Origin of the sequence: Flavivirga rizhaonensis, from assembly GCF_004791695.1 — a bacterium.
In the GTDB taxonomy this organism is placed as follows: Bacteria; Bacteroidota; Bacteroidia; order Flavobacteriales; family Flavobacteriaceae; genus Flavivirga; species Flavivirga rizhaonensis.
The window spans coordinates 1-13,844 of record NZ_SRSO01000006.1 but is presented as its reverse complement, the minus strand read 5'-3'; the positions used below and the strand labels follow the sequence as shown (position 1 = coordinate 13,844).

At 32.5% G+C, this 13,844-nt stretch carries 13 protein-coding genes; 9 read left to right on the top strand and 4 right to left on the bottom strand.

The window, feature by feature from the left end; genetic code table 11:
* Position 1 precedes the first annotated feature (1 nt).
* The 3 genes from ilvN to ilvD are packed head-to-tail and all read right to left on the bottom strand — an operon-like array spanning position 2 to position 4,011.
* A complete protein-coding gene (ilvN, locus tag EM932_RS05560) occupies positions 2–535 on the bottom strand; it encodes an acetolactate synthase small subunit (RefSeq protein ID WP_135876193.1) in 534 nt (177 codons plus the stop codon).
* Positions 536–548: 13 nt separating this feature from the next.
* Positions 549–2,282 (bottom strand): biosynthetic-type acetolactate synthase large subunit, encoded by a 1,734-nt coding sequence (gene ilvB, locus EM932_RS05555; RefSeq protein ID WP_135876192.1) that lies wholly within the window; start codon positions 2,280–2,282, stop codon positions 549–551.
* A 49-nt stretch (positions 2,283–2,331) separates the two neighbouring features.
* Positions 2,332–4,011, bottom strand: a complete 1,680-nt coding sequence (gene ilvD, locus EM932_RS05550) for a dihydroxy-acid dehydratase (protein ID WP_135876191.1) — start codon at positions 4,009–4,011, stop codon at positions 2,332–2,334.
* Positions 4,012–4,610: 599 nt separating this feature from the next.
* Here ilvD and metK point away from each other — a divergent pair.
* The 4 genes from metK (at position 4,611) to EM932_RS05530 (ending at position 8,681) form a co-directional block, all read left to right on the top strand.
* Positions 4,611–5,864, top strand: coding sequence for a methionine adenosyltransferase (gene metK / locus EM932_RS05545; protein ID WP_135876190.1), 1,254 nt, complete (start codon positions 4,611–4,613; stop codon positions 5,862–5,864).
* A 394-nt stretch (positions 5,865–6,258) separates the two neighbouring features.
* Positions 6,259–6,585 carry a hypothetical protein gene (locus tag EM932_RS05540; protein WP_135876189.1) on the top strand — a complete coding sequence of 109 codons (327 nt, stop codon included), beginning with the start codon at positions 6,259–6,261 and terminating at the stop codon, positions 6,583–6,585.
* A 3-nt stretch (positions 6,586–6,588) separates the two neighbouring features.
* Positions 6,589–7,338 (top strand): zeta toxin family protein, encoded by a 750-nt coding sequence (locus tag EM932_RS05535; protein ID WP_135876188.1) that lies wholly within the window; start codon positions 6,589–6,591, stop codon positions 7,336–7,338.
* A 476-nt stretch (positions 7,339–7,814) separates the two neighbouring features.
* A complete protein-coding gene (locus EM932_RS05530; protein ID WP_135876187.1) occupies positions 7,815–8,681 on the top strand; it encodes a 3-keto-disaccharide hydrolase in 867 nt (288 codons plus the stop codon).
* Here EM932_RS05530 and EM932_RS05525 read toward each other — a convergent pair whose 3' ends face one another.
* A complete protein-coding gene (locus tag EM932_RS05525; RefSeq protein ID WP_135876186.1) occupies positions 8,682–9,476 on the bottom strand; it encodes a universal stress protein in 795 nt (264 codons plus the stop codon).
* Positions 9,477–9,536: 60 nt separating this feature from the next.
* Here EM932_RS05525 and EM932_RS05520 point away from each other — a divergent pair, with 60 nt between their 5' ends.
* The 5 genes from EM932_RS05520 to EM932_RS05500 all read left to right on the top strand — a co-directional run bounded on the left by EM932_RS05520 (position 9,537) and on the right by EM932_RS05500 (position 13,735).
* Entirely contained in the window at positions 9,537–10,040 is a 504-nt protein-coding gene (locus EM932_RS05520) for a GNAT family N-acetyltransferase (RefSeq protein WP_135876185.1), read from the top strand.
* On the top strand, positions 10,037–11,371 hold the full coding sequence (locus EM932_RS05515; protein ID WP_135876184.1) for an MATE family efflux transporter: 1,335 nt from the start codon (positions 10,037–10,039) through the stop codon (positions 11,369–11,371). The genes EM932_RS05520 and EM932_RS05515 overlap by 4 nt, the downstream gene beginning before the upstream one ends.
* Positions 11,372–11,679: 308 nt before the next feature.
* Complete coding sequence (locus tag EM932_RS05510) at positions 11,680–12,135, top strand: 6-pyruvoyl trahydropterin synthase family protein (protein ID WP_135876183.1); 456 nt, start codon at positions 11,680–11,682, stop codon at positions 12,133–12,135.
* Positions 12,136–12,503: 368 nt separating this feature from the next.
* On the top strand, positions 12,504–13,256 hold the full coding sequence (locus tag EM932_RS05505) for a UDP-2,3-diacylglucosamine diphosphatase (RefSeq protein ID WP_135876346.1): 753 nt from the start codon (positions 12,504–12,506) through the stop codon (positions 13,254–13,256).
* A gap of 44 nt (positions 13,257–13,300) precedes the next feature.
* A complete protein-coding gene (locus EM932_RS05500) occupies positions 13,301–13,735 on the top strand; it encodes a hypothetical protein (protein WP_135876182.1) in 435 nt (144 codons plus the stop codon).
* The last annotated feature ends 109 nt before the right edge of the window (positions 13,736–13,844 follow it).

Below are 13,844 nucleotides of genomic sequence, written 5' to 3'. Positions count from 1 at the left end.
ATTATTGGTTATTAAATGCTAAAAGCATTTCTGTGATTTTCATTTCTTCTTTAGTTACTGAAATACGTCCAGATCGCACAAATTGCATAATTCCAAAAATATTTAAATCCCTGCGAAGTGATTCTATTTCGTTTCTTCTACCAGATTTTTCCAAAACAAAGAACTCTTTGTTTACAGTGACTATTCTGGCATTACTTTCTTTAATTATATTCTGAATCTGAGGTTCGTTAAATAATAAATCAGATTTTATTTTAAACATACCCGATTCCTGAAAAATAGTTTCTTCTTCTGTATGATAATAAGCACGAATAACTTCAATTTGTTTTTGAAATTGCCCTATAATTTTTTGAGCTTGAGCTTCAGTAATGTTTACAACAATGACAAATCTGTTTACGCCTTCTATTTCTGATTGAGACGTTGTTAAACTTTCAATATTGATATGCCTGCGTTGAAAAATTGCAGAAATACGATTTAATAAACCGATATTATTCTCAGTATAAATTGAAATCGTGAATGATTTTATTTCTTCGTTCATTTCTTTTCTAAATTTAGCTTAAACGGATATCTGAAACGGATGCTCCTGAAGGAATCATTGGGAATACATTATCTTCTTTTTCTACACACACTTCTAAAAAATAAGACTCTTTAGAAGCCATCATTTCTTTAATAGCATCTGCTAATTCCTCTCTTTTAGTAACACGTTTTCCATCTATATGATATCCTTTAGCAATAGTAACAAAGTCAGGGTTTGTCATTTCTGTTGATGCATAACGTTTATCAAAAAACAACTGCTGCCATTGGCGTACCATTCCTAAAAACTCATTATTCAATACCACGATTTTCACAGGTACTTTTTGTTGAAATATAGTGCCTAACTCTTGGATATTCATTTGATAACCACCATCACCAATTATAGCTACTACTTCGCGTTCCGGCGCTGCCATTTTAGCTCCAATAGCTGCTGGCAATGCAAATCCCATAGTACCTAAACCGCCCGAAGTAATATTACTTTTAGTTTTATTAAATTCTGAGTAACGACAGGCAATCATTTGATGTTGACCAACATCTGATACGATAGCAGCATCACCTTTACTTTGTACATTTATTTCTTTTAAAACTTCACCCATCGTTAACCCTTCTTTAGTTGGGTGCAGGTCATCTTTAATCACTTTCTCAAATTCTATAGCATATAAATCTTTAAATTCTTGATGCCATGCTCCATGAGAATTTTCATTTAACAATGGTAATAATTCTGTTAAACTGTCTTTAGAGTTACCCAATACCGCTACATCTGCATATACATTTTTATTAACCTCAGCTGGGTCAATCTCAAAATGAATCACCTTTGCTTGTTTAGCATAAGTATCTAAACTCCCCGTAACACGATCATCAAAACGCATTCCGATTGCGATAAGCACATCACATTCGTTGGTTAATTTATTTGGGGCATAGTTACCGTGCATTCCAACCATACCAATGTTTAAGGGATGCGATGTTGGTATAGCCGAGGCTCCCATAATAGTCCAAGCGGCAGGAATACCTGTTTTTTCAATAACTGCTTTTAATTGTTCTTCTGCTTCACCTAAAATAACACCTTGTCCCCAAACAATCATTGGTTTTTTTGCGGCATTAATTAATTTGGCAGCAGCCTTCACTGATTCTAAATTGGTTTTTGGTGTTGGAATATAACTTCTTACCCCTGTGCATTTTTCATATTTAAAATCAAGTTCTCCAAACTGAGCATCTTTTGTAATATCAATTAATACGGGACCTGGACGACCGCTTTTAGCTATATAAAATGCTTTAGCTAAAACTTCCGGAATTTCTGATGCTTTTGTGACTTGGTGATTCCATTTGGTAACGGGTGTGGAAATACCAATAATATCTGTTTCCTGAAATGCATCTGTACCCAGTAAATGGGATGGGACTTGTCCTGTAATACATACTAATGGTGTAGAATCGATTTGAGCATCAGCTATTCCTGTAATTAAATTAGTAGCTCCGGGACCAGATGTCGCCATAGCTACACCTACTCTACCAGAAATTCTTGCAAACCCCTGAGCTGCATGTGCTGCACCTTGTTCATGGCGTGTTAATACGTGATGAATTTTGTTTCTAAATTTATATAACTCATCGTAAACTGGCATGATAGCACCTCCTGGATACCCATAAAGAATATCTACATCTTCTGCTATCAAGCATTTAATAATAGCTTCACTACCTGTAATTCGTTCTGTTTTACTTAGCACTTCCCGTGTTTTATTTGCTGTTTCTGTATTCATACTCATTAAATTGAGATTTCCGCCTTCGCGGAAATGAAAAAATATCTATTTAAAATTCATCAGTAACACAACCTTTAGATGCTGATGACACTGACCTTGCATATTTATATAGAACACCTCTATCAAACTTTAATTTCGGTGCTGTCCAATTTTGTTTTCTTTGTTGTAATTCTTCCTCTGAAACTTCTAAAGAAATACTATTTGTTTCGGCATCAATTGTAATCATATCACCATCTTTAACAAATGCAATGGTGCCCCCTTCTTGAGCCTCGGGTGTAATATGACCTACAACAAAACCGTGTGTTCCACCAGAAAAACGCCCATCTGTAATTAAAGCGACATCCTTACCTAATCCTGCGCCCATAATAGCAGCAGTTGGTTTTAACATTTCTGGCATTCCTGGTCCTCCTTTTGGTCCTTCATAACGAATAACAACGACATCTCCTTTTTCTACTTTACCATCACGGATACCATCGTTTGCATCATACTCACTATCGAATACTTTAGCTTTTCCAACAAAGCTCAAACCTTCTTTCCCTGTAATTTTAGCAACACTTCCGTCTTTTGCTAAATTTCCATATAACATGCGTAAATGTCCTGTTGCCTTAATAGGGTTTTCTAAAGGCTTTATAATATCCTGTCCTTCTGAAAGGTCTTTAACATCTAATAAGTTTTCTGCCAATGTTTTTCCTGTTACAGTCAAACAATCGCCATGTAATAATCCTTCTTTCAACAAATATTTCAAGACAGCTGGAATACCTCCTACTTCATGTAAATCTTCCATTAGGTATTGTCCGCTAGGTTTTAAATCTGCCAAGAATGGTGTACTATCACTAATATCTTGAAAGTCTTTAAGTGTAAAATCTATTTGAGCTGCTCTTGCTATGGCTAAGAAGTGTAATACTGCATTAGTTGATCCTCCTAAAATAGTAACCAAACGAATGGCATTCTCTAAAGATTTGCGTGTCACAATATCTGATGGCTTAATATCTCTTTCAAGTAACAAACGCATCGTTTCACCCGCTTTTACAGACTCTGTTTTTTTCTCGTCGCTTCCTGCAGGATTAGAACCATTATATGGTAATGACATTCCTAATGCCTCAATAGCCGACGCCATAGTATTTGCCGTATACATCCCACCACAAGCACCTGCACCCGGAATAGATTTTTTCACTATACTTTTAAATTCACTTTCTTCCATAGTTCCCGCAACTTTGCTGCCCCATGCTTCAAAAGCAGAAACGATATCTAATTTTTTTCCTTCATGACAACCAGAATCTGTTGTCCCTCCAAAAATTAAAATAGAAGGTCTGTTTAAACGAAGCATGGCAATTAATGCACCTGGCATATTTTTATCACACCCCACTACAGTAATTAAACCATCGTAACTCATTCCTTGTACTACCGTCTCCATAGAATCTGCAATAATATCTCTTGAAGGCAAAGAATAACGCATCCCAGGTGTTCCCATTGAAATACCATCACTCACACCAATTGTATTAAAAATTAATCCGACCAAATCTTCATTTTTAGTACCTTCTTTAGCTAATTTTGCTAAATCATTTAAATGCATGTTACAAGGGTTTCCTTCGTAACCTGTACTGGCAATACCTACCAGAGGTTTAAAAAAGTCTTCATCAGAAAAACCAATCGCATATAACATGGCTTGTGCTGCTGGTTGTGTTGAATCTTGAGTTACTGTTTTACTGTATTTATTAAGTTCCTTCATCTTTATTACAGATAATTTTATGCTTTTCCTTTTTTTGATTTAATATTTTAATGATTTAAGAATTCTTTTAAAAATTCTGCGACCTTCCAAAATAATATTCGAAATTAATTTATTTAGGTTTTTAGTTACATTATTTTTTGGTTTTTCTGGTTAAATCCACAATACCAAAAAACCACATAATCAACTGTACAACAACAATTTAAACTATTATTTTTATGACGTCCAAAATTTAAAAAATATGCAATAAAAAAGCCTCCCGATTAGGAAGGCTTTTAAAATTTATATATATATATAGCGCTTCCTATCGTTGTGAAATAATCACAATGACAATAATAGAAACGATATTTAATATTTGCTTTTTCATTTTGTTGATACAAATATTTACAATTAAAATGTAATAACCAATTTATTTTTAAAAAAAATAAAAACAAATCATCATTTCCTTTTATTTTTTTACTTTTGCCAACACAAATAACAGAGGAAAGATTTGACTGATTGCAACCTCTTTATGTTGAACTTGTTTCTGCATAAATAAAAATGCTAAAGGCAGTGTAAACTTCCTTCGACGTATCGTCAAATCCTAATATAAAAGACAACTTATGGCTTATTTATTTACTTCGGAAAGTGTTTCTGAAGGACACCCAGACAAAGTAGCAGATCAAATTAGCGATGCTTTAATTGATAATTTTTTGGCTTTTGATACAGACTCAAAAGTAGCTTGTGAAACTTTAGTTACTACAGGACAAGTGGTACTTGCTGGTGAGGTAAAATCTAAAACATACTTAGATGTACAAAAAATTGCAAGAGAAACCATAAACAAAATTGGTTACACCAAGGGAGAATATATGTTTGATGGCAATTCTTGTGGAGTCGTTTCTGCTATTCATGAACAATCTGACGATATTAATAGAGGTGTCGATAGAGCAAGCAAAGAACAACAAGGAGCAGGTGACCAAGGTATGATGTTTGGTTATGCAACTAATGAGACTGAAAACTTTATGCCTTTGGCTTTAGATTTGTCGCATAGAATCCTCATTGAACTTGCCGAATTAAGAAGAGAGAATAAAGATATTACCTATTTACGCCCTGATTCTAAAAGTCAGGTAACTATTGAATACAGCGATGATAATATCCCGCAACGTATTGATGCTATTGTAGTGTCTACGCAACACGACGATTTTGATGAAGATGAGACTATGTTAGCCAAAATCAGAAAAGATATTGTTGATATTTTAATCCCTCGTGTCGTTGCTAAGCTACCTGAACAAATTCAGATTTTATTTAATAGTGATATTAAATACCATATAAATCCAACTGGAAAATTTGTTATTGGTGGACCTCATGGAGATACCGGATTAACAGGAAGAAAAATTATTGTGGATACCTACGGTGGAAAAGGTGCTCACGGTGGAGGTGCTTTTTCCGGAAAAGATCCTAGTAAAGTAGATAGAAGTGCTGCTTATGCAACGCGTCATATCGCAAAAAACTTAGTGGCTGCTGGTGTTGCTGATGAAGTTTTAGTACAGGTGAGTTATGCTATTGGTGTCGTAGAGCCTATGGGAATTTTTATTGATACGTATGGAACCTGTTCTTTCAATATGACCGATGGTGAAATTGCTGAAAAAGTTTCTAAAATCTTTGATATGCGCCCATTTGCCATTGAAGAACGTTTAAAATTACGCTCTCCTATGTACAGCGAAACAGCTGCTTATGGACATATGGGACGTAACAATGAAACGGTCACTAAAACATTTACGCAGCCTAATGGAGAAGCGACGACCCTAGATGTAGAGTTATTCACTTGGGAAAAATTAGATTATGTTGACAAAGTAAAAGAAGTATTTGGATTATAACCCAAATACTTTATATATTTTTATTGAGACCACTTGTTATAAGTGGTCTTTTTTATTTTATACCATTTGACTTTGTAAAAAAAATTCAACTAACTTCGTTTAACGTTGTATATAAATCATTAAAACGGATTCATATACTTGATAACATTGTGTGCAATTTAGAGACAGTTGTTAATAGAATGGTTGAAAACTCAATTTAATTCTTGTAAATATAAATATTTCTATCTTATCTTTAAGAACGATTAAAATAATAAATCTCTTAATTCCGTTACTCTATCATAAAAAAGTAACTCTGTAATTAGAATAATTTGTATTTAGTGTAAATATGTCATATTTAGTGTTTTGGAACAAGTTTTGTATATTTAATAAATATATAGCAATAAATTTTAAGAAAATGAGCAACAAGATAAGAAGAAGAGCATTCAAAATTAACAAAGAAAGAGATAGAATTAGACTTAGGCGTTTACGTGCATTGGGTTTGATAACTGGTAATTCTTTAGCTAAAATTGAAGACTCTAAAAATCTGAGTAGTTTAGGCAGAGTAGCTGCCTATGGTACTTTATTTGCTCATAAGAAGGCTAAAGAAATTTCTGATGAAATGATTTTTGTTCGAGATGGTAAAGTCATTAGACAAGTTAAAGGAAAAAAACCTCAAATCCTTGAGCAATTGTCAACTCGTAAGGCTAAAAAAGGAGACATATTATACCTTCAAAATAGCTAATTAATGTATGAAAAGAGATTGCGTATGTTTGCTGGACCAAATGGCTCAGGAAAAAGTACAGTATATCGTGCATTAAAAGGGAAATTTGATATTGGAACATATGTTAATTCTGACGACATCGAACAAGATATAAAGAATTATCAAACTCTCGATATTTCTAAATATGGAGTTAGCAAAGAAATAACCTCTGAAACATTTTCGGCTTTTATTGGAAGCCATAGCTTATATAAAAAGGCTACAGATGATGGTTTTTTAATTGATTTAGAATTTAAGAACGGAAAAATAACAAATCCAAATTCTGAAACGCATTCTTATGAAGCTTCAATATTAGCTGATTTCATACGAAATCAATTAATAGAAAACGGAAAAAAACTTACATTTGAAACAGTAATGTCTCATAAGTCAAAAATAGAGACATTAAAAAAATCACAAGATCTAGGGTACAAGAACTATTTATATTTTATCTCAACTGAAAGCGTTGAAATAAATAAACAACGAGTATCTGAAAGGGTAAAGAGTGGTGGTCATCCAGTTCCTGTTCACAAGATTGAGGATAGATACTATAAAAGTTTAGAATACCTTTTAGAAGCGATTAAATATACTTACAGGACATTCATTTTTGATAATAGTGGAAATAAATCTAAGCTTATATTAGATATTTACAAAGGAGGGAAAATTACTATAAGAGAAGAAATAATTCCTGTTTGGATTGATAAGTACTTATTAAAAACTGCACACAACACTGTATCCTAAAATTAATTACTAGTGAAAGCCTACTTACGAAAATCCTCGTGGATTTTCTGTTCGGTTTGTATTTGCTAAATTTAGTGCTTAAATCACGCAACTAAACTTATATAAACACGTTAAACGAACCTTTCAAAATCATTTGCTAAAAGCCCATTTAATGTAGAATTAAATATCCTAGGTATCTATTCGTGAAAATGAAAATTGCCTTATCGTAGCATTCCTTTTCTATTTTCTTATCATAATGGACAAATATAGACGAGATGCATGACAACGTCAATATAATTGTGCTAAATCCTTCTCGAGACTATCTCTGTTCTCTGTCTATTCATCATGCTAGAAGCAGCAATCTTTTCCTATCGAAACTATAATTTGGCAAAAAGCTATCTTGCTATTTAATCATTATACTTTTTTGTCCTTATAGAAATTAACATCTGTCAAAGCTTATTTACCTATCTTTAAATGATAAAAAATAAGGCTAGATCATGCGACACTTAACGATACTCCTTTTAATCATTATTACGTTTTACTCGTGTAAAAAAGAACCAAATTGGACGCCTTTATTAGATAAAGAACTCTCTCAATGGGATAACTATTTAAGTTTTCGTTATCCTGAAAATTATAAAGGAGAAACTCTTAAAGACGAAAATGGAAACCCCATGCCACCTATCGGGTTGAATCAAAACCAACATCATGTATTTACGGTCATTGAAGAAAACAATGAGCCTGTTTTAAAAATTAGTGGAGAGATATATGGCTGCGTTTTTACAAAAAAAGAATATGCTAATTATCACCTTAGACTAAAAATGAAATGGGGTGAAAAAAAATGGCATCCTAGAAAAAACCTCCTCAAAGATTCGGGGATATTATACCATTCTATAGGGCCTCATGGTGCTGAGTGGTGGAAATCATGGATGCTCTCTCAAGAATTTCAAATTATGGAAGGGCATATGGGAGATTTTTGGAGTCAGGCGAATTCTGCAATTGATATCCGTGCGTTCACTCCAGAACACATAATGAACCCAGTTGCAGATGAAAGTCAGAGTTTTTTACCCATGGGTAAAGGCGAAAAGATTCCTGGTTATTGTATGCGAAGTGCTAATTTTGAAAAGCCACACGGAACATGGAATACTATAGAATTAATTTGTTTCGAAGAAAAAAGCATCCATATCGTTAACGGAGAAATAGTTATGATCCTTAAAAATTCTAGATATGTAGAAAATGATAAAAAAATTCCTCTGATTAAAGGGAAAATTCAAATACAAAGTGAAGCCACAGAAGTGTTTTATAAAAATATAGAAATTAGAGACTTAGAATCGCTCCCGACAGAATATGCAAAATATTATGATTAATTATTTCAACCCTCTTAAAACTAAAACAGGTATTGAACTTGAGAAGTCTTTTTTCAAAATAACATTCTTTTCCCATTTTTTAGTAAAAAACCCTCTTTTCCGCCTAACAACACAAAGCATATCCGGATTATAAGATTGTAAATGCTGTAATACGCCATGAAACGTAGTTGCATTCTCTGTCTTGATTATATTATCTACAGTATCTAATAATTTTTGTTCAACATTAAAATCACCTTCATTATAATAAGGTGTTTTAACCAATAACATATTAACTAAAGCCTTAAAATTATTTTTAACACTTAACAAAGGGTCTAAGGCATCATTCTTTCTTATTATTGCAGATTTTATAGCTAATAAAATATTACTAAATGGTTTAAACTTGTAACCTTCAGGTACGATTAATGTCGGTATTTGAGTTTGCTTTATAATTTTCCCAGAAGTTTTCCCCAAAAACACCTCTTCCCTAATAGAGTTCGTTCTGGGTTCTACCAAAATTAAATCAATATTGGCTTTTTTACTTACCAATTCGAGCGTACTAATCAATTTACCTTTTAAAGTCTTTTTAACAACCTTGACATTTTTAGTGTCAATCTGAGAGACTAAATCATTCAGAAAAGCTTTACTTTCTCTCTCAATTATAGGGTCTATTTTAATCATGGTTCCTGCTTTAGTATAGACATTATACACTTGCACAATAAAAAGTTTTGCCCCAAAAGATTCTGCAAAATCTACAGCATATTGCAAATGACTTAAAGCGTTTTTGGATGACCCAATAGGAACTAAAATATTCTTCATGATAAATATAGTTTACTGACTAAATTTTTGACGATATTTATGCAAAAGTAAAACATTTAAATGATTCGTAAAGGAACCCTTTCTGATATTGATAATATTATAGAAATCACTAAGTCTTGTGCTGCATATATGATAAGGAAAAACATTTATCAATGGAATGAACATTACCCTAATAAACAAGCCTTTATAAAAGATATTGATCGTAACGAATTATACGTTTTAGAAATTGAAAATTCCATCATTGGATGTGTAACCATTTCTACATTTATGGATAAAGAATACATTCCAATTTTATGGCTAACAGAAAACACAAACAACATTTACATACACAGGTTAGCCATACATCCAACACATCAAGGAAAAGGATATGCGCAAGAACTTATGACTTTTGCTGAAACATTTGCTAAAAAGAGCGGCTGTGTTTCAGTAAGATTAGACACCTTTTCTCAAAACCAAAGAAATCAAAAATTTTATGAGCATCGCGGTTATAAACGCTTAGGAAATATTTATTTCCCAAAGCAAAGTAAACATCCTTTTTATTGTTATGAATTAATAATACCATGAGTAGCGACATTAGTATAAAACATATAAACAAATTAGCAATACCAGCATTAATTTCTGGGATATCCGAACCTATCTTATCATTAACTGATGCCGCTATTGTTGGAAACATAAATTTAAATGCCACCGAATCTTTGGCTGCAGTTGGTATTGTTACTACATTTTTATCTATGCTAATTTGGGTATTGGGACAAACACGAAGTGCTATATCTTCTATTGTATCACAATATGTTGGAGCCAATCAACTCGAAAAAGTAAAAAACTTACCAGCACAGGCTATTTTCATTATTACATCTTTAAGTATTTTAATTATAATAAGCACCTATCCTTTCGCTCAAAACATTTTTAAACTATATAATGCCTCCGATCTCATTTTAGACTATAGTGTAGATTATTATAAAATTCGAGTTTTTGGGTTTCCATTTACATTATTTACTATCGCTGTTTTTGGTGCTTTTCGAGGTTTACAAAACACTTATTATCCTATGATAATTGCTATTATTGGCGCTTTATTAAATATTGTTCTCGACTTTATTCTTGTCTTTGGTATAAAAGGTTACATCCCTGCTATGCATATAAAAGGAGCAGCCTATGCCAGTGTTATTGCACAACTAATAATGGCGGTTTTTTCGGCGTATTATCTGCTAAAAAAAACATCTATCCCTTTAAAAATAAGTTTTCCTTTTAACAAAGAAATCAATAGGTTTATAATAATGATCCTTAACCTATTTGTTAGAACGTTGGCTCTTAATGTTACATTATACTTTGCAACTCGCTTTGCTACAGGCTACGGTGCCGCATATATTGCAACGTATACAATTGCTATAAACTTATGGTTTTTTGCAGCCTTTTTTATTGATGGCTATGCAAGTGCTGGTAATATTTTATCAGGAAAATTATTTGGTAGTAAGGAGTACTGCTTACTCCTTAAATTAAGTAATAGATTAATTAAATATGCTATAGTTATTGGAATTGTATTAGCATTAATCGGTGCTATTTTCTATTATCCAATAGGTCGCCTTTTTTCTGAAGACCCAGATGTATTAGCCCTTTTCTATGATTCTTTCTGGATCATACTTGTTATGCAACCTCTATGTTCTTTAACATTTATTTTCGACGGCATATTTAAAGGTCTGGGTAAAATGAAATCTTTAAGAAATGTATTGTTATTTTCAACGTTTATTGTCTTTGTACCAATTCTTTTTTGGTTAGATAGCCTAGACTATAAACTACACGGTATATTTATTGCACTTACTTTTTGGATTCTTGCCAGAGGCATTCCTTTAATTATAAAATTTAGAAAAATATTTATTCCGCTCTCTCAAAACCATTAACTTTGCCATACAGTCAGTATAAAAATAAATATGCTATTACTAACCCGCCTTTTTCAACAAGTTAATATAGAAGAAAAAATACAAAACGCTCCCGACAAAGGTTACGAAATAGGCGTTTTTATTGGTTCAATGTTACCGTTTGTTGTTCTCGTTTTGATTGCATATTCAATTTATAGATATAACAAAAAGAAGAATCAATAAAAAATCATTATGGATATCATGTCATTTATAAGTGGAAACGGATTATTTCTACTTTTAGCCTTAGTTTTAATAATTGTTTATATTGTAAATAGAAGAAAAAGAAGATAATGAGTCACAACATTCGCATCACAAAACAATTTTCTTTCGAGACCGGACATGCGCTTTACGGGTACGATGGCAAGTGTAAAAACGTACATGGTCATAGCTACAAACTATCAGTAACAGTTATAGGGCAACCTATCACAGACAATACCAATGTAAAATTTGGGATGGTTATCGATTTTGGGGATTTAAAAAAAATCGTGAAAGAAGAAATCGTTAATGTATTCGATCATGCTACCGTATTTAATAAAAATACACCTCACGTAGAACTTGCCAAAGAACTGGAAGATAGAGGTCATAATGTGCTTTTAGTAGATTACCAGCCCACTAGTGAGATGATGGTTATCGATTTTTCGAAAAAAATAAAAAAACGTTTACCAAAACATATTTCGCTACACTCATTAAAACTTCAAGAAACCGACACGTCTTTCGCAGAGTGGTATGCTTCTGATAATAACTAGAGAATTCCTTTCTAGTTTTCAGTTGGCAGTGTTCGGTGTTCAGTTAGCAGTTTTTAGCAATCTACTAAATTAAAGAACAACGAGAATGAGGTTAAAATAAAACCTAGCAAAAGTGAAAGACCCAAATTCCGATAAATCGGAAAAGTCAAAATCCAGAAATAATGAGTGAAGGAATGAAGATGCGAAGCAAAGCTTCATGCACGCAATTCCGAAAACGAATGGTGCTTTAGCAATTTCCTATTTTTGACATGATTTTTTGGTTCGTTTTGTATCAAGACAAAATGAACAGAAATAATGAAAATATTAATACTGAAGTTTATCAAAGAAGCAATCAAAAAGCAGGAATTAGTTATATTTACGCCATGCAAATTCAAATTCCAAAAGGAAAAAAAATATACTTTGCCTCCGATAATCATTTAGGAGCACCAACCAGAGAAGCATCACTTCCTCGCGAAAAAAAATTCGTAGCCTGGTTAGATGAAGTAAAACAAGATGCCGCTGCCATATTCCTTTTAGGTGATTTATTCGACTTTTGGATGGACTATAAAAAGGTGGTTCCAAAAGGTTTTACCAGAACACTTGGTAAATTAGCCGAAATCTCAGATTCAGGGATACCAATCTATTACTTTGTTGGTAATCATGATTTATGGATGAATGGCTATTTTGAAGAAGAGCTTAATATCCCTGTTTATCACAAACCAAAAGAATTCACATTTAACAATAAAATATTTTTTATTGGTCACGGTGATGGTCTAGGCCCAGGAGATAAGGGCTATAAACGTATGAAAAAGGTATTTACAAATTCATTTTGTAAATGGTTATTCAGATGGTTACACCCAGACTTAGGCGTAAAAATGGCACAATATTTATCGGTTAAAAACAAACTTATTTCTGGCGATGAAGATGCTAAATTTTTAGGTGAAGACAACGAATGGTTAGCACAATATTGCAAGCGAAAACTCGAAGACAAACACCGTGATTATTTTGTGTTTGGACATCGTCATTTACCTCTAAACATCGATCTTAAAAACAATTCAAAGTACATCAATCTTGGCGATTGGATTAAATACTATACTTATGGTGTTTTTGATGGAGAGCACTTTGAGTTGAAAGAATATTAATTCTTATTCCCATACAGCTTCAATCTATAAATTGAATACACACTATGACACCCTTTAAAAAAGTAGAAAAAAGATTTATCCCATTAATAATAGTTGGATTCTTAATTTCATTTCATTTAAAAACTTATTCTCAAGAGAAACAAAATAACATAGAGGAATTAGCTAATAAGGAATTAAATATTACAAAAAGTGAGGTAAAAAAACAGCCTTTATATTTAATAAATAACAGAGAAATCTCTAAAGACCTAATCACAATGTTAGATTCTATGGCTATTAAATCTATAGAAATTTTAAAACCAGAAAAAGCTATAAAAAAATATGGAAGAAAAGGTAAAAACGGCGTTGTTGAAGTTTCTATAAAACAGCAAGGGAAGTTTTCTGAAAAACGTCCGGCAGTGCAAGTAAAACAGACTACTCTTAGATCTTTTTTAATAGATACAAAAAACAAGCATAATACTACAAACCTGAGTTCGGCCTAAGAAACTCATATTTATAGTATAGAAAAAGCAGAATATTTAGTAAATTAAAGTGTTGAATTCTAATTAACTAACATTATTCTGCTTATGATTTCTAAAGATAAAATTACTG